The following is a 23,784-nucleotide window of genomic DNA, read 5'->3' as shown; positions in this document are numbered from 1 at the left end:
CCCGGGCCGGGCGCCTCCCGGCCCGGGCGTACCTCGTCACGCCGGACGGACGCGGCCCTCGGCCACCAGCCGGCGCAGCACCTGCCGCAGCGCGGGGGCGCAGCGGTCGGCCTCGGCCGCCGTGAGCCAGGCCAGCTCCGCGATCTCCCGGCCCGGGACCGGATCGCCCTCCGCCTCGCCCGTGTAACAGGTCATCCGCAGCCGTCGGCCGCCCTGACCGTGTGCCTCGTCCTCGATGACGAACGACTCCGACATGGCCGTCGCGGCCACGCCGAGCTCCTCGGAAAGCTCACGGGCCAGCGCCCGCGGCCCGTCCTCCCCCGGCTCGAGCTTGCCGCCGGGCAGGTAGAACGCGTCGCGCCCCCGGGTGCGCACCGCCAGCAGCCGCCCGTCGCGTACGCGGACCCAGGCGACCGACTCCAGTGGCGCCGGGCCGGCCTCCGGCCCGGTCCCCGGCTCAGTGCGCTCGGTCGGGTCAGTGCGCTCGGTCGGGTCGGCGCGCTCAGCCATCGTCGTCCCCGCCCTCCAGGCCGCCCTCGGTCTCCAGGTACAGCTCCCGCACCGCCGCCAGGACCTCGGGGTCGGGGTGCTCCCACAGGCCGCGGCTCTCCGCCTCCAGCAGCCGTTCGGCCATCCCGTGCAGCGCCCAGGGGTTGGCCTGCTGGAGGAAGGAGCGGTTCTCGGGGTCGAGGAGATAGCTCTGGGCGAGCTTGTCGTACATCCAGTCGGCGACCACGCCGGTGGTGGCGTCGTAGCCGAAGAGGTAGTCGACGGTCGCCGCGAGTTCGAAGGCGCCCTTGTAGCCGTGCCGGCGCATCGCCTCGATCCAGCGCGGATTGACCACGCGCGCGCGGAAGACCCGGGAGGTCTCCTCGTGCAGGGTGCGGGTGCGGACCGTCTCGGGGCGGGTGGAGTCGCCGATGTACGCGGCGGGGGCGGTGCCCTTGAGGGCGCGTACCGTGGCGACCATGCCGCCGTGGTACTGGAAGTAGTCGTCGGAGTCGGCGATGTCGTGTTCGCGGGTGTCGGTGTTCTTGGCGGCGACCGCGATCCGGCGGTAGGCGCTCTCCATCTCCGCGCGGGCCGGGCGGCCTTCCAGGCCGCGGCCGTAGGCGTAGCCGCCCCAGACCGTGTAGACCTCCGCCAGGTCCGCGTCGGTGCGCCAGTCGCGGCTGTCGATGAGCTGGAGCAGGCCCGCCCCGTACGTGCCTGGGCGGGAGCCGAAGATGCGGGTGGTGGCGCGGCGTTCGTCGCCGTGCTCGGCCAGGTCGGCCTGGGCGTGGGAGCGGATGTAGTTCTCCGCCTCGGGCTCGTCGAGGGAGGCGGCGAGCCGTACGGCGTCGTCGAGCAGCGCCACGACATGTGGGAACGCGTCGCGGAAGAAGCCGCTGATGCGCAGGGTGACATCGATCCTGGGGCGGCCCAGTTGCTCGCGGGTGACGGGTTCGAGTCCCGTCACCCGTCGTGAGGCGTCGTCCCACACCGGGCGGACGCCCAGCAGCGCCAGCGCCTCGGCCACGTCGTCGCCCGAGGTGCGCATGGCGCTCGTGCCCCAGAGGGAGAGGCCGACCGAGCGCGGCCAGGCGCCGTCGTTGTCGCGCCGGTAGCGCTCCACCAGCGAGTCGGCGAGCGCCTGGCCGGTCTCCCAGGCCAGCCGGCTGGGCACGGCCTTGGGGTCGACGGAGTAGAAGTTGCGGCCGGTCGGCAGGACGTTGACCAGTCCGCGCAGCGGTGAGCCGGACGGGCCGGCGGGCACGAAGCCGCCGTTCAGGGCGTGCACGGCGTGGTCGATCTCGGCGGTGGTGGCGGCCAGCCGCGGCACGACCTCGCGGGCGGCGAAGTCGAGGATCGCGGCGACGGCGTCGCGCTGCTCCTCGGGCAGGCCCAGGCATGCCTTCTCGGCGGCCTCGGGCGCCCAGTCGGCGTCCTCCATGGCCTGGACGAGGGTGCGGGCTTTGTCCTCCGCCTCGTCCGCGCCGGCGCGGGTGGCGGCCGACTCGTCGAGGCCGAGCGCCTCGCGCAGCCCGGGCAGCGCCGTGGTGCCGCCCCAGATCTGCCGGGCGCGCAGGATCGCCAGGACCAGGTTGACCCGCTCGGGGCCGGTCGGCGCGGTGCCCAGGACGTGCAGGCCGTCGCGGATCTGGGCGTCCTTGACCTCGCACAGCCAGCCGTCGACGTGCAGCAGGAAGTCGTCGAAGCCCTCGTCGTCCGGCCGCTCCTCCAGGCCGAGGTCGTGGTCGAGCCTGGCGGCCTGGATGAGGGTCCAGATCTGGGCGCGGATGGCGGGGAGCTTCGCCGGGTCCATCGCGGAGATGGCGGCGTACTCGTCGAGCAGCTGCTCCAGGCGCGCGATGTCGCCGTACGAGTCGGCGCGGGCCATCGGCGGCACCAGGTGGTCGACCAGGACGGCGTGGGCGCGGCGCTTGGCCTGGGTGCCCTCCCCCGGGTCGTTGACCAGGAACGGGTAGATCAGCGGCAGGTCACCGAGCGCGGCGTCGGGGCCGCAGGAGGCGGACAGGCCCGCGTTCTTGCCCGGCAGCCACTCCAGGTTGCCGTGCTTGCCCAGGTGCACCATGGCGTCGGCGCCGAAGCCGCCGTCGGCCCGGGGGGTGGCGATCCAGCGGTAGGCGGCCAGGTAGTGGTGGGACGGCGGCAGGTCGGGGTCGTGGTAGATGGCGATCGGGTTCTCGCCGAAGCCGCGCGGCGGCTGGATGACGACCAGCAGGTTGCCGCGGCGCAGCGCGGCCAGCACGATCTCGCCCTCGGGGTCGCGGCTGGTGTCGACGAACAGCTCGCCCGGCGGCGGCCCCCAGTGCTCCTCCACCGCCTCGCGCAGCTCCTGCGGCAGCCGCCCGTACCAGCGGCGGTAGTCGGCGGCCGGGATCCGGATCGGGTTGCGGGCCAGCTGCTCCTCGGTGAGCCAGTCCTGGTCGTGGCCGCCCGCCTCGATGAGGGCGCGGATCAGCTCGTCGCCGTCGCCGGAGACGAGGCCGGGGAGCGCGTCGGGGCCGTCCTCGGGGCCGAGGTCGAAGCCCTCCGCGCGCAGCCGGCGCAGCAGGGCGACAGCGCTGGCGGGGGTGTCGAGGCCGACGGCGTTGCCGATGCGGGAGTGCTTGGTGGGGTAGGCGGACAGGACGAGCGCCAGGCGCTTGTCGGCCGCCGGTATGTGGCGCAGCCGGGCGTGTCGTACCGCGATGCCCGCGACACGCGCGGCGCGCTCGGGGTCGGCGACGTAGACGGGCAGGCCGTCCCGGTCGGTCTCCTTGAAGGAGAACGGCACGGTGATCAGCCGCCCGTCGAACTCGGGGACGGCGACCTGGGTCGCCGCGTCCAGCGGCGAGAGGCCCTCGTCGTTCTCCTCCCACGCGGCGCGCGAACCGGTCAGGCACAGCGCCTGGAGCACCGGGACGTCCAGCTCGGCCAGCGCCCCCGCGTCCCAGGCCTCGTCGTCGCCGCCTGCCGACGCCTCGGCGGGCCGGGTGCCGCCCGCGGCCAGCACGGTGGTGACCACCGCGTCGGCCCCGGCGAGGGCCTGGAGCAGCTCGGGCTCGGGCGCGCGCAGCGAGGCGACGTACAGCGGCAGCGGGCGGCCTCCGGCGTCCTCGACGGCCTGGCACAGCGCCTCGACGAAGGCCGTGTTGCCGCTCATGTGGTGGGCGCGGTAGTAGAGCACGGCGATCCGCGGGCCGGTGACGTCCTCGCGCGCCGCGCGCTCCAGCGGGCCCCAGGACGGGGCGGGGGCGGGCGGCTCGAAGCCGTGGCCGGTCAGCAGGACGGTGTCGGACAGGAAGCGGGCCAGCTGGGCGAGGTTTCCGGGCCCGCCGTGCGCGAGGTAGGCGTGGGCCTCGGCGGCGATGCCGACCGGGACCGTGGAGTGCTCCATGAGCTGGGCGTCCGGGGCCTGTTCGCCGGTCAGGACCACGACCGGGCGGTCGCCGGCGAGCAGCGCGTCGAGCCCTTCCTGCCAGGCGCGGACCCCGCCGAGCAGCCGTACGACGACGAGTTCGGCACCGTCGAGGAGCGCGGGGAGGTCGTCCAGCGGGAGGCGGGCCGGATTGGCGAGCCGGTAGGGCACCGGGCTCTGGGCGGCGCGGGCACTGAGCAGGTCGGTGTCGGACGTCGACAACAGCAGGATCATGCGACGGCAGGCCTTCCTCGGGGTCCGCGCCCCGGGCGGGTTGAAGACGGCGGGAGTTCCTGGCTCGCGCTGCCGCCGCGTCACCGGCTGCCGCGCTCACAGTGGCGGGACCGCGCCGGATTTCCACCGGCTTCCTACCCTTGTGCCGTCTTGTGTGATGGCGGGCCGGGACCGGCCCTCCGGGGAGCATAGTAGGCCGTGGTGGCCTGCCACGGGGCGGTGAGCCGAAGTCGATCGTCGGTATGCTCGCCGCCATGTCCCTCCCCCCGACAACCACCCCACCAGGGGATGAAACCCCCCTGCGGGGGCGCGACGACGCCTGCCCCGGCGCGCTGCGCCTGCACCCGGCGGACGACGGCGCGCTGGCCCGGGTGCGGGTGCCGGCCGGGGCCCTGACGGCACGTCAGGCGCTGGTGTTGGCGCTGGCCGCCGAGGAGTTGGGCGACGGACGGCTGGCCCTGACCTCCCGGGGCAATCTTCAGCTGCGCGGTCTCGACGCGGGGTGCGGAGCCGATCTCGCGGCCCGGCTGAGGGCTGCGGGGCTGCTCCCCTCGGACCGGTACGACCGGGTCCGGAACATCGTGGCCTCCCCGCTGTCCGGCCTGGACGGGGTGGGACACGCGGACGCCCCGGCGTGGGCGAGGGGGCTGGACGCCCTGCTGTGCGAGGACGGGCCCGCGCGTTCCGAGTTCGCCGAACTGGCGGGCCTCTCGGGCCGGTTCCTGTTCGCGTTCGACGACGGGCGCGGGGATGTGGCCGCGCTGGGCGCCGATGTGACATTGATCGCAGAGCCGGACGGCGGGGCGGTGCTGCGGCTCGGCCCCGCGGGGGCCGGAGGGTCGGCGGCAGCCGGGGCATCGGCGGCAGCCAGGGGGTCGGCGGCAGCCGGGGCATCGGCGGCAGCCGGACCAACGGCCACAGCCGGAGCGCCCGCGACAGCCGGAGCGCCGGCGGCGGGTGCGGCCGGCGATCCCGGCGCCGCGAACCGCCCGGCCCTCACGGCCGACCCGGCGCTCCGCGAGGGCCGGGCGGAGGGTGACGACTCGCAGGGCCGAGCGCGGCCGCCGCGCCGACCCGGCCCTGCGGAGGAGTACGGGGCCGGAAGCCCCGGGCCCCGGCCGGGGCCCGGGCTCGGCGACGGCCCGGCGTGCGTCGAACTCCGGGTGCGCGCCGAGGACGCTCCGCGCGCGGCAGCGCTGGCCGCCGTGGCGTTCCTCGACGCGGTGCGCGAAAGTGGCACCCGGGCGTGGCGCGTTCGTGACCTGCCGGCGCGACACGCCGTGACGGCGGACCGGTTGGCCCGGCGACTCGCCGAAGCGGGCATACCGGCCACGCCCGTCACCCCGGCGGCGCTCGTCACCCCGGCGGCGGGCGCGGCCGGGACGACGGGCGCGGCCGGGACGACGGAAGTGGCCGGGACGACGGAAGTGGCCGGGACGACGGAAGTAGCCGGGACGGCGGGCGATCCCGCGGCCCCGGGCCGCACCGGACCCGCCACGCCGAAAACCGCGCCGCACACCACGGGCAGCCCCGCATGGGCGAGCCCGGCAGCGCAAGAGGCGGGGGCTGCCTTCGGCCGGGAGGCACCCCCCGTCGGCGGAACCCGGGGCGGCGCGCCGGGGGCAGCGGACCGGCGGCCGCCGGAAGGCCGGGAGTGCGCTGCCCCCGGCGCCGGCCGGGGGCAGCGCGAGGCGGGCGGCGTGCCGGTGTCGCTCCCCGGCACCGCCGCGGGCCCGCCGCCGCCCGGCCTCGTCGCCGGGCCGGGCAGGCAGCACTGCGCGGTGTCCGTCGCCGTCCCGCTGGGGCGGCTCACCGCCGCGCGGTGGCGGCTGCTCGCCGAGCTCGCCTCCCGGGGCGGTTCGGGCGAACTGCGGGTGACACCCTGGCGCGGCGTGGTGCTGCCCGGTTTCTCCCCGTACGGCGGCCGGGCCGCGCTGCGGGAACTCGCCGACGCCGGGCTGGTGACCACCCCGCACTCCCCCTGGCTCGGGGTGACCGCCTGCACGGGACGGCCCGGCTGTGCCAAGTCCCTCGCCGATGTGCGCGCGGACGCGGAGCGCGCGGTGGCGTGGGTGGCCGGGCCGTCCGGCGACGGCCGCCCGGCCCGGCCTCCGGGCCGCCGTCCGCCCGTGCACTTCTCCGGCTGCGAGCGGCGCTGCGGCCACCCCGGCGGCCGGTGGGTCGACGTGCTGGCGACGGGCGACGGCTACCGGGTCGCCGGACGAGGGACCACAAGGACCGCACAAGCCACGGACACAGCCACGGGCACCGCCGCGGACAAAACCGCGGACGTGGCCGTGGACGTGACAGCGGAGGAATGGGCCGACGCCGTGGCGGCGGCCCGGGAAACGACATGATCGAGGGCACAGTGTTCGACTACGAGAAGGACGGCGCGGCGATATACCGTGCCTCCTTTGCCACCATCCGCGCCGAGGCGGACCTGGACGGCCTGCCCGCCGACGTCAGCCAGGTCGCGGTGCGGATGATCCACGCCTGCGGGATGGTCGACCTCGTCCAGGACCTCGCGTACACCCCCGGCGTGGTCGCCCGCGCCCGCGCCGCGCTGCGCTCCGGCGCGCCCGTGCTGTGCGACGCGCACATGGTGGCCAGCGGGGTGACCCGCAAGCGGCTGCCGGCGGACAACGAGGTGCTGTGCACCCTGTCCGACCCCTCGGTGCCCGAACTGGCCCGGCGGATGGGCACCACGCGCAGCGCCGCCGCGCTGGAGCTGTGGCGGGACCGGCTGGAGGGCGCGGTCGTGGCCATCGGCAACGCGCCGACCGCGCTGTTCCGCCTGCTGGAGATGATCGAGCAGGGAGCGCCGCGCCCGGCCGCCGTCATCGGTGTGCCGGTCGGTTTCATCGGCGCCGCCGAGTCCAAGGAGGCGCTGGCCGGGCATCCGGCCGCGCTCGACCACCTGGTGGTGCGCGGCCGGCGCGGCGGCAGCGCCATCGCCGCGGCCGCGGTCAACGCGATTGCGAGCGAGGAAGAGTGAGCGAGCAGCAGCAGGACAAGGCGCCGAAGGGCCGGCTCTACGGCGTGGGGCTGGGCCCCGGCGACCCCTCGCTGATGACGGTGCGGGCCGTGGAGGTCATCGCCGAGGCGGACGTGGTCGCGTACCACAGCGCCCGGCACGGCCGCAGCATCGCGCGCTCCATCGCCGAGCGCCATCTGCGGCCCGACCACATCGAGGAGCGGCTGATCTATCCGGTCACCACCGAGACCACCGACCACCCCGGCGGCTACCGCGGCGCGATGGAGGAGTTCTACGCGGACGCGGCGGCCCGGCTGGCCGCCCATCTGGACGCGGGGCGCACGGTCGCGGTGCTCGCCGAGGGCGATCCGCTCTTCTACGGCTCGTACATGCACATGCACAAGCGCTTGGCCGACCGCTACCCCACCGAGGTGATCCCCGGTGTCACCTCCGTGAGCGCGGCCGCCGCCCGGCTCGGGACGCCGCTGGTGGAGGGCGAGGAGGTGCTGACGGTGCTGCCCGGCACCCTCCCGGAGGACGAGCTGACGGCCCGCCTCGCCACGACCGACGCGGCCGCGGTGATGAAGCTCGGCCGTACCTTCCCCGCGGTGCGGCGGGCGCTCGAGCGCTCGGGGCGGCTGGCGGAGGCCCGGTACGTGGAGCGGGCCACCATGAGCGCGGAGCGCGACGCGCCGCTGGCCGAGGTGGACCCCGCGTCCGTGCCCTACTTCTCGGTGGCGGTGCTGCCCAGCCGGATCGGCGCCAAGGCCCCGGCCCACCGGGGCGAGGTCGTGGTGGTGGGCCTCGGCCCGGCGGGCCCGATGTGGCTGACCCCCGAGGCGCGTGGCGAACTGGCGGCCGCCGAGGACCTGGTCGGCTACACCACCTACCTGGACCGGGTCCCGGCGCGCCCGGGGCAGCGGCGGCACGCCTCGGACAACAAGGTGGAGGCCGAGCGCGCCGAGTTCGCGCTCGACCTGGCCCGGCGCGGACGGCGGGTCGCCGTGGTCTCCTCGGGCGACCCGGGCGTGTTCGCCATGGCCACCGCCGTGCTGGAGGCGGCGGCCGAGGACCCGTACCGCGAGGTGCCGGTGCGCGTGGTGCCCGGCATGACCGCCGCCCACGCCGCCGCCGCCCGCGCGGGCGCGCCACTCGGCCACGACTACGCGGTGATCTCGTTGTCCGACCGCCTCAAGCCCTGGGAGGTCATCGCCGAGCGGCTGCGCGCCGCCGCCGCGGCCGACCTGGTGCTCGCCCTGTACAACCCCGGCTCCCGCAGCCGGATCTGGCAGGTCGGCAAGGCCCGCGAGCTGCTGCTGGAACACCGCGCGCCGGACACCCCCGTCGTCCTCGGCCGGGACGTGGGCGGCCCCGAGGAGCGGATACGGGTCGTCAGGCTGGCCGATCTCGACCCGTCCCAGGTCGACATGCGCACCATCCTGCTGATCGGCTCCTCCCAGACCCGCACCACCCGTCGCACCGACGGCACCGAGGTGGTCTGGACACCGCGCCGCTACCCCGAGCGGTGAGCGGCGGCGGACACGTCAGCCAGGGGCGCCGAGCGTGGCGCGCAGCCATTCCAGCGCGGCCGCCGGGTCGGGCGCCACGGGCACGTCCTCCGGGGCCGCCGGGCGGCGTATGAGGAGGACCGGGAGTGCGGCCTCGCGGGCGGCGGTGAGTTTGGGGGCGGTGGCGGTGGCGCCGCTGTCCTTGGTGACCAGGACGTCGATGCGGTGGCGGCGCAGCAGCTCGGCCTCGCCTTCGAGGGTGAAGGGGCCTCGGTCCAGGAGGACCTCCATGCGGGGCGGGGCGGGTGGTCGGGGGGCGTCGACGGAGCGGACCAGGAACCACTGGTCGGTGAGGTGGGCGAAGGCGGCCAGGCCCGTGCGGCCGGTGGTGAGGAAGACGCGCCGGCCCAGGGCGGGCAGCAGGCGGGCCGCCTCGTCCAGTGAGTCGGCCCAGTGCCAGCGGTCGCCCGGGAGGGGTACCCAGCCGGGGCGGCGCAGGGCGAGCAGGGGAACATGGACGTCGGCGGCCGCACGGGCCGCGTGGAAACTGATCGTGCCGGCGAAAGGATGGGTGGCGTCGATGAGCGCGTCCACCTGCTGCTCGCGCAGCCAGCGAGCCATGCCCTCGGGGCCCCCGAACCCGCCGATCCGCACCTGCCCGGCCGGCAGCCGCGGCTCGGCGACGCGCCCGGCCAGCGAGCTGGTGACGCGCAGCGCGGGGTCGTCGGCCAGGGTGGCGGCGAGGCGGCGGGCCTCGGTGGTGCCGCCGAGGATGAGCACATGGCGCGCCGGCGCGCGGTTCATCGGGTGCCTTTCGTCGTCGGTTCGCCCGTCATCGTATGCGCGGCGGTCGGCCCGTGGCTGAGGCGGAGGCGACGGCCGGGGCGGTCGGCGGGCGGGGGGCGCAGCTGGAGCGGTCGGGGCTGCGGCACGGGTGGACGACCGGGGCGTGTGCGACGGCCGCGGCCACCGCCGCGTACACGGCGCTGCTGTGCGGGGAGTTTCCGGATCCGGTGACGGTCGAGCTGCCCAGGGGGCAGCGGCCCGCGTTCGCCCTGGCCGGGGAGGAGCTGGCGGCGGGCCGGGCGATGGCCGCGGTGGTCAAGGACGCGGGCGACGACCCGGACGTCACTCATGGCGCGGTGGTGCGCGCCACGGTGCGGCTCCTGCCGGCCGGCAGCGGGGTGGTGTTCCGGGCCGGGCCCGGGGTGGGCACCGTGACCCGGCCCGGTCTGCCGCTCGCGGTCGGCGAGCCCGCGATCAATCCGGTGCCCCGGCAGCTGATGCGCGATCACATCGCCTCGGTGGCCGCCCGGCTCGGCGCCACCGGGGACGCCGAGGTCGAGATCGCGGTGGACCACGGCGAGGAGATCGCCCGCAGCACCTGGAATCCGCGTCTTGGCATCCTCGGTGGCCTGTCGATCCTCGGGACGACGGGCGTCGTGGTGCCGTACTCCTGCTCGGCGTGGATCGACAGCATCCGGCGCGGGGTGGATGTGGCGCGCGCGGCGGGGCGCAGGCATGTGGCGGGCTGTACGGGGTCGACCTCGGAGAAGGTAGCGGTGGCGGTGCACGGGCTGCCGCAGGACGCGCTGCTGGACATGGGCGACTTCGCGGGGGCGGTGCTGAAGTATCTGCGCCGCCACCCGGTGGACCGGCTGACGGTCGCCGGGGGCTTCGCCAAGCTCTCCAAGCTCGCGGCCGGCCATCTGGACCTGCATTCGTCCCGCTCGCAGGTGGACAAGGCCTTCCTCGCCGACCTCGCCCGCCGCGGCGGCGCGGACGAGGAGCTGGCGACGGCGGTGGCGGGGGCCAACACCGGGCTGGAGACGGTGCAGCTGTGCGCGGCGCGCGGGGTGCCGCTCGGCGATCTGGTCGCGGCGGCGGCCCGGGACGTGGCGCTGGGCGTGCTGCGGGGCGCGCCGGTGGCCGTGGACGTCATCTGCATCGACCGCGCGGGCGCGATCGTGGGCCGCGCGGCGGCGCGGGGCCCCCGGGGGACGGCCGCCTGACGCGCCCTTCGACGGCAGGCCCTCGGGTCTGTCTTCAAAGGGGGCGTCGCGAGCGGCGTCTGGTGCGGTACATCGCAAGGCGGAGCACCGCCCTCGTACTGGGCGTACTCGGGCGTTGCGACAACGCAGCGAGGTGCCGTGCCAGGCGTCGGGAGCAGGGCGCCCCCTTTGAAGACAGGCCCTACGGCCGCTCCCGCGCCGTCGAGTAGAGGTGGCTGTCGCGGAACTGCTCGGCGCCCAGCGTGCGGCCCACCATGATGACCGCGGTGCGCACCACGCCCGCCTCCTTCATCTGGTCCGCGATGTCGCCCAGTGTGCCGCGCAGCACCAGTTCGTCGGGGCGGCTGGCCCGGGCGACCACCGCCGCCGGGCAGTTCGCGCCGTAGTGCGGCAGGAGTTCGGCCACCACCCGGTCCACGTAGCGGGCGGCCAGGTGGAGCACGATCAGCGCCCGGCTGCGGCCGAGGGTGGCGAGGTCCTCGCCGTCCGGCATCGGGGTGGCCTGCTGGGCGACGCGGGTGAGGACGACGGTCTGTCCGACGGTCGGCACGGTCAGCTCGCGCCCCAGCGCGGCCGCGGCGGCGGCGAACGCGGGGACGCCCGGGATCACCTCGTACGGAACCCCGTGCGCGTCCAGCCGCCGCATCTGCTCGGCCACGGCGCTGAACACCGACGGGTCGCCCGAGTGCAGCCGGGCCACGTCCTCGCCCGCCCGGTGGGCCCGGAGCAGCTCGTCGGTGATCTGGTCGAGGTCGAGCCGGGCGGTGTCGACCAGACGGGCGTCCGGCGGACACTCGGCGAGCAGTTCGCGCGGCACCAGGCTCCCCGCGTACAGGCACACCCGGCAGCGGGCCAGGGTGCGGGCGCCGCGCACGGTGATCAGGTCGGCAGCCCCGGGGCCCGCGCCGATGAAGTACACGGTCATGGGGAGGTCGCTCCTTCGGCGGATCCAGTGGGGGCTGTGGGTCCGGCGGGTTTGGTCGCGGACCACTGGGTGACCGGCATCGCCTGCCGCCAGCCGGTGAAGCCGCCGACCGGGGCGGCGTGGGCGACGGCGAGGCGGACCAGTTCCCCGCCGTGCCGTCGGTACCAGGCGGCGAGCAGGGCCTCGGACTCCAGTGTCACGGTGTTCGCGACGAGCCGCCCGCCGCCGGGCAGCGCCGCCCAGCAGGCCTCCAGCAGGCCGGGCGCGGTCAGGCCGCCGCCGATGAACACCGCGTCGGGTGTGGGCAGTCCGTCCAGTGCGCCGGGCGCGGCGCCGGTGACGACGCGCAGTCCCGGCACCCCGAGCGCGGCGGCGTTGCGGCCGATGCGTCCGGCCCGCGCCGGGTCGCGTTCGACGGACACCGCGGCGCAGGTGGGGTGGGCGCGCATCCACTCCACGGCGATCGAGCCGGAGCCGCCGCCGACGTCCCACAGCAGCTCCCCGGGGGCGGGGGCCAGCGCGGCGAGCGTGGCGGCGCGCACATGGCGCTTGGTCAGCTGGCCGTCGTGGTCGTACGCCTGGTCGGGCAGGCCGGGGACGGCGGCGAGGCGCAGGGTGCCGGCGGCGGGGGCGCAGTCGACGGCGATGACGTTGAGGGCGTCGCCGGGGGCGTGCGGCCAGTGGTCGGCGGTGCCCTCCAGGTGCCGTTCGCGCTCGCCGCCCAGTTGCTCGAGCACCCGCATCCGGCTGGGCCCGAAGCCGCGGTCGCGCAGCAGCGCGGCGACCTCGGCGGGGGTGGCGGCGCCCGCGCTGAGCACGAGCAGCCGGCGCCGGGCGTGCAGGCAGCGGGCCAGTGCGGCGATGGGCCGCCCGACCAGGCTGATGACCTCGGTGTCCTCCACGGGCCAGCCCAGCCGCGCGCAGGCGTGGGACACGGACGAGGGGTGGGGCAGCACCCGCAGCCGGTCGGCGCCCAACTCCTCGGCCAGGGTGCGGCCGATGCCGAAGAACATGGGGTCGCCGCTGGCCAGCACGGCCACCCGCCGCCCGGTGTGCGCCGCCAGCAGCCCCGGGACGGCGGGGCGCAGCGGGGAGGGCCAGGGCACCCGCTCGGCGGGGCACTCCGGCGGCAGCAGGGCCAGTTGACGGTGTCCGCCGATGATCACCTCGGCCGTGTGCAACGCCTCCCGGCCCGTGGGGCCGAGCCCGTTCCAGCCGTCGGCGCCGATGCCGATGACGGTCACGGGGGAAGGGGGCGGCGGGCTCACAGGTGTTACCTCGTCGGTCGGGGGCAGTCCCGGAAACTCTACTGACCTGCTGCGACGCCCGCGCCTCCGGCTCCGGCTCCGGCTCCGGCCCCCCGCCCCCGATTCCGCTTCCCTTCCCGTCCCCGCTTCCCTTCTCGTTCACGCTCCCGCTCCGCCAGCGCGAGCAGTTGCTCGACCGTGGTGTCCTCGGCGATCGGCACCGGTGCGGGGGTGCGCAGCGGCGGCTGCCACCCGGCGTCCGGGGACCAGCGCCGGATGATCCGGGCCGGGGCCCCGGCCACCACGGCGTGGTCGGGCACCTCGCCCCGTACGATCGCGCCCGCCGCGACCACCACATTGCGGCCCAGCCGGGCCCCCGGCAGGATCACCGCGCCCGCGCCCAGCCAGCTGCCGGAGCCTATGCGGACGGGGGCCGAGCGCGGCCACTGCCGGCCGATGGGCTGGTCCGGGTCGTCGTAGGAGTGGTTGTCGCTGGTCACATAGACGTATGGACCGCAGAAGACATCGTTGCCGAACTCCACGGTCCGGGACGCGACGACATGGCTGCCCCGGCCCAGGACCACGCCGTTGCCGAGGCGCAGGGCGGGGTCGGGGCCCAGGTCGAGGCCCGGCATCATGCCCGCGGTGAGCGTCACCTGCTCGCCGATGACGCAGTGGTCGCCGAGTTCGATCCACCGTTCCCCGAAGATGGTGCCCTGGGGGAAGGCGAGCCGGGTGCCGACGCCGATGCGGCCGAAGCGGTACGGGCCGGGGCGGTCGGCCGTGACCGCACCGGCCTGCTGTACGGCGCGCCACCCGCGGTGGACCAGGCGGGAGGTGACGCGCCCGCGCCAGCCCCGCCAGGATGAGAACAGGTTCTCGTTCTTCGGCATTCGCACACCGTATCGGGACGCGGCGGGGCCGTCTGCCTCACCCCGGCCGCCGCCGCAGGACGCAGTCCCCGCACAGGCCGCCGCCCGGCACCCGGTAGTAGAGGCAGCAGCTGCGGCGGCGGAAGGCGGGCGGAGCGCAGGTCAGGATGCCGGTGTCGCGCAGCGGTGGGTGGGCGAGCTGGGCGCGGGCCAGCTCGGTGGCGCGCCGCGCCGCCTCCGTGAGGCCGCGCGCGTGGCACCAGTCGTGCAGCACCCGCAGCGAACCGGCCAGCGCCGAGGCGGCGTTGCCCCACAGCAGCCGGCCCGAGACCCGGTACGCCCGGGTGACGGCGGCGTGCAGCGGCAGCAGATGGGGGTACGCGGCGTCGCCCACCTGCCCGGCGAGCCCTCCGGGTTCGCCCATCACCGACAGCGGGCCGGGCCACCACAGGTCGCCGGGGGCGGTGCGCCCGGGGTGCCACCACAGCCGGTCGGGACGCAGGCCCGGCACGCTGCCGGTGAGGGCCGCGTGGCCGAGCGCGAGGGACCACACCCGGGCGGCGAACCCCTGGAAGGCGAGGGAGGCCGCCACCCTGGGCTCGTCGGTGCGCAGCCCCGCGGCCACCGCCTCGACACGGGCCCGCAGCAGCGGCGCGGCGGTCCCCTCCCGCGTCAGCCGGTACGCCTCGCCGATCGGCGCGTAACCCTCCTCGCGCGGATCGCCGGTGGCGGGGTCGGTGCGCAGCGCGAAGAACGGCCCCACCTCGGCCACCGATGGCGGCGCGTCACCCATGGACGTCACCCGTCCCCGTCACCCATGGACGTCACCCGTCCCCGTCACCCGTCCCCGTCACCCGTCCGCGTCGGCCGGCGCCCCGAACGCCTCCAGCAACCGGTCGGCGGCCAGGGTCGCGGTCAGCGTGCCGTCGCGCACCTGCTGTTCGAGCGCGGGGCGGAGCCGCCGCACCTCGGGGTGTTCCCGCAGCCGGGTCAGCAGTTGGTCGCGGACCATCGACCAGGTCCAGTCGACCTGCTGGTCCCGCCGCTTGGCGTCCAGCGCGCCCGTCGCCTGCAGCACCCGGCGGTGCTGCTCCAGCCGCTCCCACACCTCGTCGAGTCCGGTGTTCTCGCGGGCGCTGCAGGTCAGCACCGGGGGGTTCCAGGGCGCGTCCGGGGGTTGCAGCAGCCGCAGGGCGCCCGCGAGTTCCCGGGCGGCGGACTTGGCGTCGCGCGTGTGGGGGCCGTCGGCCTTGTTGATGGCGACGACGTCGGCGAGCTCCAGGACGCCCTTCTTGATGCCCTGGAGCTGGTCGCCGGTGCGGGCGAGGGAGAGCAGCAGGAAGGAGTCGACCATGTTCGCCACGGCGGTCTCCGACTGGCCCACGCCCACCGTCTCGACCAGCAGCACGTCGTAGCCCGCGGCCTCCATGACCACCATGGACTCGCGGGTGGCGCGGGCCACCCCGCCGAGCGTTCCGGCGCTCGGCGAGGGACGGACGAAGGCGGCCGGGTCGACCGCGAGCCGCGCCATGCGGGTCTTGTCGCCGAGGATGGAGCCGCCGGTGCGGCTGGAGGAGGGGTCGACGGCGAGCACCGCGACCTTGTGGCCGAGCCCGGTGAGCAGCGAGCCGAGCGCGTCGATGAAGGTGGACTTGCCCACCCCGGGCACGCCGCTGATGCCGACCCGGCGCGCCCCGCCCGCGTGCGGCAGCAGTTCGATCAGCAGCCGCTGGGCGAGGGCGCGGTGGTCGGGGCGGGTGGACTCGACGAGGGTGATGGCGCGGGCGATGTGGGCGCGGGAGCCGTCGAGCACCCCCTTCACATAGGTGTCGATGTCGATGGTGGGTTTCCTCTTCGCCGGCATGGGCCTACAGCTCGTGGCCGAGGTCCGCGGCCAGCGTCTTCACCAGCTCGTACGCGGCGTCGGGGATGACCGTGCCGGGCAGGAACACGGCGGCGGCGCCCGCCTCGCGCAGGGTGGCCACATCCTGCGGCGGGATGACCCCGCCCACCACGATGGTGATGTCCTCGCGCCCCGCCTCGGCCAGTTGCTCGCGCAGCGCGGGCACCAGAGTGAGGTGGCCGGCGGCGAGCGAGGAGACGCCGACGATGTGCACATCGGCCTCGACCGCCTGCCGCGCCACCTCCTCGGGCGTCTGGAAGAGCGGGCCGACGTCGACGTCGAAGCCCAGGTCGGCGAAGGCGGTGGCGATCACCTTCTGGCCGCGGTCGTGCCCGTCCTGGCCCATCTTGGCGACCAGGATGCGCGGGCGGCGGCCCTCCGCCCGCTCGAACTCCTCGACCAGCGCCCGGGTGCGGTCCACGCCCGAGGTGGGTCCTGCCTCGTCTCGATACACACCGGAGATCGTACGGATCTGGCCGGAGTGGCGCCCGTACACCTTCTCCAGCGCGTCGGAGATCTCGCCGACGGTGGCCTTGGCGCGGGCCGCGTCCACGGCGAGCGCCAGCAGATTGCCCTCGAGACCCGCGCCCGGGCCGGACTCGGCGGCCGCGGTGAGCGCGCGCAGCGCGTCCTGGCAGGCGGCCTCGTCCCGCTCGGCGCGCAGCCGGCGCAGCTTCTCCAGCTGCTGGGCGCGCACCGCCGAGTTGTCGACCTTGAGGACGTCGATCTGCTCGTCGCTGTCGACCCGGTACTTGTTGACGCCGATGACGGGCTGCCGGCCGGAGTCGATGCGCGCCTGGGTGCGGGCGGCGGCCTCCTCGACGCGCAGCTTGGGGATGCCGGCGTCGATGGCCTTGGCCATGCCGCCGGCGGCCTCCACCTCCTGGATGTGGAGCCAGGCGCGGCGGGCCAGGTCGTGGGTGAGCTTCTCCACGTACGCGCTGCCGCCCCACGGGTCGATCACCCGGCAGGTGCCGGACTCCTGCTGGAGCAGGATCTGGGTGTTGCGGGCGATGCGCGCGGAGAAGTCGGTGGGCAGCGCGAGGGCCTCGTCGAGGGCGTTGGTGTGCAGCGACTGGGTGTGGCCCTGGGTGGCGGCCATGGCCTCGACGCAGGTGCGGGCCACGTTGTTGAAGACGTCCTGGGCGGTGAGGGACCAGCCGGAGGTCTGCGAATGGGTGCGCAGGGAAAGCGACTTGGGGTTCTTGGGGTCGAACTGCTTGACCAGCTTGGCCCACAGCAGCCGGGCCGCCCGCAGCTTGGCGATCTCCATGAAGAAGTTCATGCCGATCGCCCAGAAGAACGACAGCCGCGGCGCGAAGGCGTCCACGTCCATCCCCGCGTCGAGCCCCGCGCGCAGGTACTCCACGCCGTCGGCGAGGGTGTAGGCCAGCTCCAGGTCGGCCGTGGCGCCGGCTTCCTGGATGTGGTAGCCGGAGATGGAGATGGAGTTGTAGCGCGGCATCCGCCGGGAGGTGAAGGCGAAGATGTCGGAGATGATCCGCATCGACGGCTGTGGCGGATAGATGTAGGTGTTGCGGACCATGAACTCCTTGAGGATGTCGTTCTGGATGGTCCCGGCCAGCTTGTCGGGCGCCACGCCCTGTTCCTCGGCGGCCACGATGTAGAGCGCGAGGACGGGCAGCACCGCGCCGTTCATCGTCATCGACACGCTCATCCGGTCCAGCGGGATGCCGTCGAAGAGCTGGCGCATGTCGTAGATGGAGTCGATGGCCACGCCCGCCATGCCGACGTCGCCGGTGACCCTGGGGTGGTCGCTGTCGTAGCCGCGGTGGGTGGGCAGGTCGAAGGCGACCGACAGGCCCTTCTGGCCCGCGGCGAGGTTGCGGCGGTAGAAGGCGTTGGACTCCTCGGCGGTGGAGAAGCCCGCGTACTGCCGGATGGTCCAGGGCTGGTTGACGTACATCGTCGGGTACGGGCCGCGCAGGTACGGGGCGATGCCCGGGTAGGTGCCCAGGAAGTCGACCCCGGCGAGGTCCTCGGGCCCGTACAGCGGCTTGACGCCGATGCCCTCGGGGGTGTCCCACACCAGGTCCACGACGTCCTTGCCGGTGGCGCTCCGCAGCGCCTCGGCCCAGGCCTCGGCGCCCGGCGCGCCGGACACCGCCTCCGGTGTCCCGAGGTCGATCGTGGAGAAGTCAGGGATCCTGCTCACGGTCACGCCACCCCCATCGTCTCGAGGGCCGAGGTGAGCACCTCGACCGCGTCACAGCCGGCGAAGACGTACGCGTCCACCCCGGCCCGCTGCCACTCCTCGCGTCGCTCGCCGGGCCTGCCCGCCAGGTAGACACGCAGCGCTCCGGCGGCCTTCAGTCGCTCGGCCACGGTCGCCGCCTCCTCCTCGTACACCGTGTCACTGGAGCACAGGCAGGCCACGCGCGCCCCGCTGGCGGCGAAGGCCTCGGCGGCCGACCCGGCGTCGACGGTGGCCGGTTCGTGCACCGCCTCGATGCCGCCCGCCTGGAAGAGGTTGGCGGCGAACGCGGCGCGCGCGGTGTGCGCGGCCGCGGGGCCGAGCGCGGCCAGGAACACCCGGGGCCGGGTCCCGTGCGCCGCCAGGTGGGCGTCGGAGCGGGCGCGCAGCGCCTCGTACGCCTCGTCGCGGCGCACCCGGGGCAGTCCGCCACCCGGGGACCCGGGCGCGGGCTCGCGCTCCACGGGCGGCTCGGCGAGGTTGGGGAACTCGCTGACGCCGGTGATCGGCTCCTTGCGGCGGGCCAGGTCCTGGGAGCGGCGCTCCCAGGTGGCGGCCAGCCGCCGCTCGACGAGGCCGGAGGCGAGGGCCCGTCCGAGCCCTCCGGCGCGCTCGATCTCCTGGAAGAAGGCCCAGGCCGCCTCGGCCAGGTCGGCGGTGAGGCGCTCGACGTACCAGGAGCCGCCGGCCGGGTCGATCACCCGGGCCAGGTGCGACTCCTCCAGCAGGATCGTCGAGGTGTTGCGGGCGATACGGCGGGCGAAGTCGTCCGGCAGGCCGATCGCGGCGTCGAAGGGCAGCACGGTGACGGCGTCGGCCCCGCCCACCCCGGCGGCCAGGGCCGCGACGGTGGTGCGGAGCATGTTCACCCAGGGGTCGCGGCGGGTCATCATCACCGGGGAGGTCACCGCGTGCTGGCGCTGGGCGGCCGCCTCGGACGGCGCGCCGCACACCTGAGCCACGCGCGCCCACAGCCGCCTGGCGGCGCGCAGCTTGGCGATGGTGAGGAACTGGTCGGCGGTGGCCGCGTAGCGGAACTCCAGCTGGGCGCAGGCCGCTTCGGCCGGCAGCGGTCCGTCGTCGGTGAGCGCGCGCAGGTATTCCACGCCTGCGGCGAGCGAGCAGCCGAGCTCCTGGGCCGCCGAGCCGCCGGCCTCGTGGTACGGGAGGGCGTCCACGGCGAAGGCGCGCACGCCCGGGTGGTCGCGGTCGCAGACCGCAGCGAGCTCGGTGGCGGCGGACAGGTGGGCCGCGAGGGCGGTGTGGTCCCCGGTGCGGGCCGCCAGGCCCAGCGGGTCGGCGCCGAGGTTGCCGAGGGCCGCGTGCGGGGGCACCTCGCGGTCGGCGTAGAGCTGCAGCAGCGCGCGGGCGGCGGCGTCGAAGTCCACGCCCGCGTCCAGCACGACGGGGGCGAGGTCGAGGTAGACACCGCGCAGGGCCTCGGGCAGCGCCGCCACCGGCACTCCGGCCGCGCCGACGGCCAGCCACAGCGAGCCGGCCCCGTTCTCCAGGTCGGCGAGCACCGCGCGGTTGGTGTGCGCGGGGTCGGGGTGGGCGTGGCGCTGGCGCACGTCCCAGCCGGACGCGGTGGCCCCCTGCGCCCGCGAGCCGCGCACGAAGGGGGCGAATCCGGGATAGCCGGCGTCGGGGGGCGCGTCGTCGGCCGTGTAGAGGGGGTGGACGAGGATTCCGTCCTCGAGCTCGGTGGCGAGCGCCTCCGCGGCCTGCGCACCCGCGGCATCGAGGGTGCCGGCTTTGCGCAGTACCCCTTCGACGAGGTGGTGCCACTGTTCTCGGGTCGCCTCCGGGAAGTCGGCGGCTAGCGGGAGGCCGTCAGGCAGGACCGTCATGGGGAGGAGGCTAGTGCGAGGGTCTTAAGCGAAAGCAGTGCCTCTGCCTGTGACCTTGCTCTCTAGACCATGTGGCCCTGTGCTCTCCGGTCACCCGCGCACCCCGGTACGGCCCGGGGAAGAGCCCGGTGCGAGCCCAGTGGGAGCCCGGTGCGGCCCCGGGAGGTCCCCGGCGTGGCGCCGGAGACGACGAAGGCCCGCCCGGTGCGACGGGGGATGCACACCGGGCGGGCTCGAGGACCTTTTTACCGCATCGAGGCGCAGTTATGCATCAAGAGCGTGTTCGCTTTCCCTCCTCTTCCCCCCTCACCACGCGACAGGAAGCGAGATCAGGCCATGTGCGCGCATCGACGGCCGCCGGCGCAGCCGGTCGCGCGGAACATCGAGACGCAGCCCCGGAAAGCGGCTCAGCAGGGCGGCCAGCGCGACTTCGACCTCCAGCCGGGCCAGTGGCGCGCCGAGGCAATAATGGATTCCGTGGCCGAAGGCAAGGTGCCCTGATCGGCCATTATTCGGATCAAGGCGGTCCGGTTCCCGGAACCGGGCGGGGTCGCGGTTGGCCGAGGCAAGGGAGAGGAGCACGGTCTCCCCCGCCGGGACCGTCACCCCGCCGATCTCCATGTCCTCGAGCGGGAAGCGGCGGATCGCCAGCGGCGCCGGGGTGTCGTGGCGCGCGAACTCCTCGACCGCCGCGGCGAGCCCGGCCGGCCGCTCGCGCAGCTCCCGCAGCAGCGGGGGGTGGTCGAGCAGCGCGAGCACGGAGTTGCCGATGAGGTGGATCACGTTCTCGTATCCGGCGAGCAGGAGCAGAAAGGCCAGCGAGGTCAGCTCGTCCTCGGTGAGCCGGTCGCCGCCGGAGCCCCCCTCGTCGTCGTCGCGCACCGCGATCAGGTCGGACAGCAGGTCGTCGCTCGGCTCGGCGCGCTTGCTCGCGATCAGGCCGGTGTAGAAGCGCAGCATGGCGCCGACGGCCTCCTTCGCCAGGTGCGGCCGTGCCGGGTCGGGGGCGATGAGCGCGTCGCTCCAGGCGCGGAAGTCGCGCCGGTCCCGCTGGGGGACGCCGAGCAGGTCGCAGATCACGGTGATGGGCAGCGGCCCGGCGTACGCGGCGATCAGATCGGCCCGGCCGGCCGGTGCGACGTCGTCCAGGAGTTCCTCGGCGGCCCGCCGGACCCGCTCCCGCATCCGCTCCACGCGCCCGGGGGTGAACGCCTTGGCCACCAGGCGGCGCACCCGCGTGTGGTCCGGCGGGTCCATGTTGAGCAGATTGGCGTCCAGGGCGGGCGGCAGGGCGAAACCGCGGAAGTTGCCGGGCAGGGCGTTGCTCTTGTCCAGGGACAGCCGGGGGTCGGCGAGCGCCCGCCGCACGTCGTCGTAGCGGGTCACCAGCCAGGCCGGCCGCCCGTCCGGGCCGGAGATCCGGTGGACGGGGCCCTCCTCGCGGAGCTTCGCGTACGCGGCGTACGGGTCCTCCAGCAGCGCGCGGGTGTCCAGCGGCTCGGACGGGCCGGGAACGGCGGTGTTCGCGGTGTTCTGCATGGCTCCCGACTCTAGTGAGCTGACAGGCCAGGCCTGGTGATCGTTGGCCGAGAGGCGGCGCCGGGGCTGAATCTCCCCGGCGCCGCCCTGTGCCACGGGCGGCCCCGACCCCCGTCCAGGGCCACCGCGTTCTCGATCCCCCTTCACTGCCGCTGGGCGGCGGTCCTTTCGCCCAGCTCCTCAAGCACCTCGTCGATCAGCGGCCGGTGGTACGCCTCGGCGACGCGCGCCAGGTGCTCGTGCTCCTGGGCCGGTTCGACGCCCGTGGCCACCACCACGCTGTCCGCGCCGGGCACCGGCACACGCCCGGCGGCTTGGTTCAGCAAACCGCGTCGGAGCGCCGCCGCTTCGACAAATGCAGCAAGTTGCCAATCCCCGAGCCCGGCGGCCCGGCCCTTGACACGGGCGATCTCCAGGGTCTCGGCTTCCACATGGCGCCGGACTCCGCGCTGGACGTCCCGGATCTCCGCCATCTGCCGGTTGGCCCGCCACTCCAGGTCGGCGAAGGGCCACCAGCCGGTCCAGCGGGGGCGCACCGTCGCCACCGACACCTCCGGCGCGCGGGCGGTGACCTCCCGCCACAGCGGGTCCAGCCGGCGGAGCCTGCGCCAGGCGGAGGCGCGCGGGCCGAGCGCCGGCACGGCGAACCCGGCGAGGACCAGCAGGGCCGCGACCGAAGCGGTCAGCGGCGCCACCCCGTTGGACAGCCAGGGGAGGTCACGGCCCGCCCAGGAGAAGAGGAAGCCGAGCACCTTGCAGGCGCAGTACCCCAGGCCCAGCCAGCAGCCGGCGGCCAGCACCCGCAGCCCGCGGGCGAGCCAGGAGCCGCGCAGGGTGGCCGCGTAGCGCCGGCACAACACCCCGAGCCCGGCCAGGCCCGTTCCGAAAATGGCCAGATACAGCACCAGGAAGGTGACGACTCCGGGGGCGTCCGCGTAGGCGGTGCTGAAGTCGCGGGGGTGCTCCACGGCGTCGGGCCGGCCGACGGCGAAGCCGGTGACGGCCACCGCCCACACCACGCCCACGGCGGTCAGCACCGTGCGGGGCCGCACCGCCGACCCCGTCCAGCGCAGCATCAGCAGCAGGGCGCCGGTGGCGAAGACCACCACCGAGGAGTACAGGAAGACCATGGCCAGGTTGGCCACGCCCAGCAGGCGGTCGAACCAGCGGTAGACGGTCGGCGCGGACAGCAGGAACACGTTGGCCACACCCGCCGTCATGACGCAGGCGAGGCCGAGGTCCGCGTTGGACCGGTCACGGAACCAGGCGCGGGCCTTGTACGCGACGATCGCCCACGCGGCGGCGCCGAAGCACAGGTACACGACGTCAAACACGCGCGCCCCCGCCCTCGCCGCGGGCGCCCCTGCCCCCCGCGCCGCGCACATGCCGCAGCGCCGGCCCGAGCGCGGCGGCGAGCTCCGCGGCCCGCCCCTCGAGCGGCAGCCCGGCGTCGGGCGAGGCCGGCACCACGCGCTCCATGAGGAGGGTGCCCAGCACCTCGGTCTCGCGCTCGGTCAGGTCGTCGTAGCAGTGGTGGCGCGCGAAGTCGGCGCGCATCCCCAACCGGCGCAGGGCGGTGGTCACATCGACCGACGGCGCCCACAGGCGCAGCGCGTCCTCGGTGACGGCGGGGTCCTGGTCGTGGCCGAGCAGCAGATGGCCGATCTCGTGCAGCACGATGTGGGTCTGGTGCCAGGGGGACGTCCGGAGTTCGTAGAAGATCCAGAGTTCGTCGTCGGTGGCGGCCGTCATGCCCGAGACCACGCCGCCCAGGCTCATCGGCACCAGGTGGACGGGGCGGCCCACCCGGGCGGCCACGAGATCGCACAGACCCCGCAGATCGGTCGTGGCGGGCAGCCGGAGCTCTTGGATGAGCCGCTTGCAGCGCCGCCGTATCCGCCCCACTCGCATGCCTGCACCGTCCTCGTATCCGGTCCGCCGCCAGGAGTAGAACAGCAGCTCCCGGTCATCGCCGGCCACTGGGCGCCCCGTTGTCCGGATCCCCCGTGTCGCCCGCACCGCCCTCGTCGGACGGGTCCGGTGGGAGGTTCATCTGCTGTCGGAACTGGGAGATGATGGCGGTCAGGCTGTCCTGGACCTCCGGGGGCAGGCCCACCGAGCGCAGCGCGATGCCGCGCACCCGCTTGTCGCGCATCGCGACGAGGAACCGCACCTCTTCCTCGACCCGCTCGGCCTGCGACGGGGACAGGTCACCCAGCAGATAGCCGACGGGCACACCGAAGAACTTGGCCAGGGCGCGCAGCACGTCCGGACTCGGGTTGGTTCGCTTGCCGTTCCGCAGCATGGACAGGTACTGCTCGGTCAGGCGGACCCCGCCGTACTCGTCGCCGCCGCTGATGGCCTCGGCCACATGGGCGTTGGTGTAGGGCGCGCCAGGCGGGTGCATGGCGCCGAACAGGTAGTTCAGCCGCCTCGCCAGCGGGCTGTCGGCGGCGTCCGGCGACGCGGGGGACCCGGTGGCCATCCCACCCCCTCCTGCTGATCACGGCGCATCTCACTCACGGCTGGTTAAGGCGGACTGGGCCGCGCGATGCATCCTGCCATGGGCATCGGGGGGCACACCAGCCCGCCCCCGGCCGA

At 75.2% G+C, this 23,784-nt stretch carries 18 protein-coding genes and 1 riboswitch; of the genes, 4 read left to right on the top strand and 14 right to left on the bottom strand.

The features are described 5' to 3' along the window. Nucleotides 1-36: 36 nt before the first annotated feature. Both ABFY07_RS10330 and cobN read right to left on the bottom strand, forming a co-directional pair. Entirely contained in the window at nt 37-510 is a 474-nt protein-coding gene (locus tag ABFY07_RS10330; RefSeq protein ID WP_346174189.1) for an NUDIX hydrolase, read from the bottom strand. Further along, complete coding sequence (cobN, locus tag ABFY07_RS10325; RefSeq protein WP_346174188.1) at nt 503-4,138, bottom strand: cobaltochelatase subunit CobN; 3,636 nt, start codon at nt 4,136-4,138, stop codon at nt 503-505. Before cobN ends, ABFY07_RS10330 begins: the two co-directional genes overlap by 8 nt. Nucleotides 4,139-4,192: 54 nt before the next feature. Then, nucleotides 4,193-4,274, bottom strand: a riboswitch (cobalamin riboswitch). A gap of 118 nt (nt 4,275-4,392) precedes the next feature. Between cobN and ABFY07_RS10320 the strand changes: the two genes are divergently transcribed. Genes ABFY07_RS10320 through ABFY07_RS10310 form a run of 3 tightly spaced genes read left to right on the top strand, consistent with a single transcriptional unit; the run spans nt 4,393 to nt 8,641 of the window. After that, on the top strand, nt 4,393-6,495 hold the full coding sequence (locus tag ABFY07_RS10320; RefSeq protein WP_346174187.1) for a nitrite reductase: 2,103 nt from the start codon (nt 4,393-4,395) through the stop codon (nt 6,493-6,495). Beyond that, nucleotides 6,492-7,133 carry a precorrin-8X methylmutase gene (locus ABFY07_RS10315; RefSeq protein ID WP_076972007.1) on the top strand — a complete coding sequence of 214 codons (642 nt, stop codon included), beginning with the start codon at nt 6,492-6,494 and terminating at the stop codon, nt 7,131-7,133. Before ABFY07_RS10320 ends, ABFY07_RS10315 begins: the two co-directional genes overlap by 4 nt. Next, the gene (locus ABFY07_RS10310; protein WP_346174186.1) at nt 7,130-8,641 is read left to right on the top strand and encodes a precorrin-2 C(20)-methyltransferase; all 1,512 of its coding nucleotides are present in this window, start codon (nt 7,130-7,132) and stop codon (nt 8,639-8,641) included. Before ABFY07_RS10315 ends, ABFY07_RS10310 begins: the two co-directional genes overlap by 4 nt. Before the next feature lie 15 nt (nt 8,642-8,656). On the opposite strand, the gene ABFY07_RS10305 is transcribed toward ABFY07_RS10310, so the two are convergent. Continuing rightward, entirely contained in the window at nt 8,657-9,424 is a 768-nt protein-coding gene (locus ABFY07_RS10305; protein ID WP_346174185.1) for a cobalt-precorrin-6A reductase, read from the bottom strand. Nucleotides 9,425-9,477: 53 nt separating this feature from the next. Between ABFY07_RS10305 and ABFY07_RS10300 the strand changes: the two genes are divergently transcribed. Next, on the top strand, nt 9,478-10,632 hold the full coding sequence (locus ABFY07_RS10300) for a cobalt-precorrin-5B (C(1))-methyltransferase (RefSeq protein WP_346174184.1): 1,155 nt from the start codon (nt 9,478-9,480) through the stop codon (nt 10,630-10,632). A gap of 181 nt (nt 10,633-10,813) precedes the next feature. Here ABFY07_RS10300 and cobM read toward each other — a convergent pair whose 3' ends face one another. The 11 genes from cobM to ABFY07_RS10245 form a co-directional block, all read right to left on the bottom strand. Continuing rightward, a complete protein-coding gene (gene cobM / locus ABFY07_RS10295; protein WP_346174183.1) occupies nt 10,814-11,557 on the bottom strand; it encodes a precorrin-4 C(11)-methyltransferase in 744 nt (247 codons plus the stop codon). After that, a complete protein-coding gene (gene cbiE, locus ABFY07_RS10290; protein ID WP_428836899.1) occupies nt 11,554-12,801 on the bottom strand; it encodes a precorrin-6y C5,15-methyltransferase (decarboxylating) subunit CbiE in 1,248 nt (415 codons plus the stop codon). Before cbiE ends, cobM begins: the two co-directional genes overlap by 4 nt. A 62-nt stretch (nt 12,802-12,863) precedes the next feature. Beyond that, complete coding sequence (locus tag ABFY07_RS10285; protein ID WP_346174181.1) at nt 12,864-13,697, bottom strand: acyltransferase; 834 nt, start codon at nt 13,695-13,697, stop codon at nt 12,864-12,866. Nucleotides 13,698-13,734: 37 nt separating this feature from the next. Next, nucleotides 13,735-14,469, bottom strand: a complete 735-nt coding sequence (locus ABFY07_RS10280) for a (2Fe-2S)-binding protein (protein WP_346174180.1) — start codon at nt 14,467-14,469, stop codon at nt 13,735-13,737. Between the two features lie 57 nt (nt 14,470-14,526). After that, complete coding sequence (gene meaB / locus ABFY07_RS10275; RefSeq protein WP_346174179.1) at nt 14,527-15,540, bottom strand: methylmalonyl Co-A mutase-associated GTPase MeaB; 1,014 nt, start codon at nt 15,538-15,540, stop codon at nt 14,527-14,529. Between the two features lie 4 nt (nt 15,541-15,544). Then, nucleotides 15,545-17,761: a methylmalonyl-CoA mutase gene (gene scpA, locus ABFY07_RS10270; protein WP_428836898.1), complete on the bottom strand. Its 2,217-nt coding sequence runs from the start codon at nt 17,759-17,761 to the stop codon at nt 15,545-15,547. Beyond that, the gene (mutA, locus tag ABFY07_RS10265; RefSeq protein ID WP_346174178.1) at nt 17,758-19,644 is read right to left on the bottom strand and encodes a methylmalonyl-CoA mutase small subunit; all 1,887 of its coding nucleotides are present in this window, start codon (nt 19,642-19,644) and stop codon (nt 17,758-17,760) included. The genes scpA and mutA overlap by 4 nt, the downstream gene beginning before the upstream one ends. A 306-nt stretch (nt 19,645-19,950) precedes the next feature. Continuing rightward, nucleotides 19,951-21,183, bottom strand: coding sequence for a cytochrome P450 family protein (locus tag ABFY07_RS10260; protein WP_346174177.1), 1,233 nt, complete (start codon nt 21,181-21,183; stop codon nt 19,951-19,953). Between the two features lie 143 nt (nt 21,184-21,326). Then, nucleotides 21,327-22,517 carry an MAB_1171c family putative transporter gene (locus ABFY07_RS10255; RefSeq protein ID WP_346174176.1) on the bottom strand — a complete coding sequence of 397 codons (1,191 nt, stop codon included), beginning with the start codon at nt 22,515-22,517 and terminating at the stop codon, nt 21,327-21,329. After that, nucleotides 22,510-23,163: a hypothetical protein gene (locus tag ABFY07_RS10250; protein ID WP_346174175.1), complete on the bottom strand. Its 654-nt coding sequence runs from the start codon at nt 23,161-23,163 to the stop codon at nt 22,510-22,512. The genes ABFY07_RS10255 and ABFY07_RS10250 overlap by 8 nt, the downstream gene beginning before the upstream one ends. Next, the gene (locus ABFY07_RS10245; RefSeq protein ID WP_346174174.1) at nt 23,150-23,668 is read right to left on the bottom strand and encodes a helix-turn-helix domain-containing protein; all 519 of its coding nucleotides are present in this window, start codon (nt 23,666-23,668) and stop codon (nt 23,150-23,152) included. Before ABFY07_RS10245 ends, ABFY07_RS10250 begins: the two co-directional genes overlap by 14 nt. Between the last annotated feature and the right edge of the window lie 116 nt (nt 23,669-23,784).

Source organism: Streptomyces sparsogenes subsp. cuspidosporus (assembly GCF_039532705.1).
Taxonomy (GTDB): Bacteria; Actinomycetota; Actinomycetes; order Streptomycetales; family Streptomycetaceae; genus Streptomyces; species Streptomyces sparsogenes.
The sequence above is the reverse complement of the archived record's forward strand: the minus strand, read 5'-3'. Positions and strand labels throughout refer to the sequence as shown.